We start from the raw sequence: 828 nt of genomic DNA on the forward strand, positions 1-828 counted from the left end.
GAGCTGCTGGTTCACGATCGAGGTACAGAGCCGGGCGAACTCGTCGTCCGCGCCGTACGCGAATCCGGGAACGATCTTCTGCTCGTCTTCCGTACACGCGGCGCGCAGGAAGTCGGCGAGGATCGTCCCGTTCACGCGAACGTCGTAGCCGCGAGCGAACCCGCTGTCGTTCTCGTACTCGTTCACCGAGAGGTCGAACCGATCGGCGAACGCTCGGACGCGGTCCTGGAACGTCTCGTCGACGTTCGAGACGGACACGTAGTGGTCCGTCAGCGACCCCTCCGCGAGCCACGCGCCGACGAAGAACCCCGTCTCCGCGTCGAGCGGGAATCGTTCCGGGAGACCGACCGTCCCGCCGGTCGGATAGACGGTCTCCCCGTCGAGGTCTCCGGCGTCGAGCGCGTCGCGCTTGTTGCGGAGCTGATCCGCCCCGACCGGAGCGGTGTCGACGCCGCCGTCGGCGAGCGTCGACGTGTACCAGTAGTCGGTCGCCGGGAGGAACTCCCGGAGGTCGACCTCGTCGTCGCCGTCGCTCTCGTACGAGCCGACGACCGGGAGCCAGTCACCCGCTTCGAGGTCGTCGCCGGCGACCGGGACGACCTCGTTGTCGCGCCGGGTGACGAACGAGTGGGCCTTCGTCGCCCGGATCGTCCGACCGGACTCGAGTTCGAACCGAAGCAGCTCGTCCGGCGCGTCGTGGCGACTGACCTCTTCGACGGGCTTCCAGCGTACGCCCTCGTCGCCGTCGAGGCTGAGCGTCTCCAGCCCGTCGGGCGCGAGCCCGACCTCGTGGTCGTCCACCGACCGGGACTCGCGGGACGTCAGTAC

Annotated in this window: 1 pseudogene; it reads right to left on the bottom strand. The window is 69.0% G+C overall.

Going from position 1 to position 828, the window contains the following annotated elements:
* Positions 1-801: pseudogene (locus EXE44_RS17400) on the bottom strand (DNA-directed RNA polymerase subunit A); the annotation flags it as partial.
* Positions 802-828: the final 27 nt, after the last annotated feature.

It is taken from the genome of Halorubrum sp. SS7, from assembly GCF_005435055.1.
In the GTDB taxonomy this organism is placed as follows: domain Archaea; phylum Halobacteriota; class Halobacteria; order Halobacteriales; family Haloferacaceae; genus Halorubrum; species Halorubrum salinarum.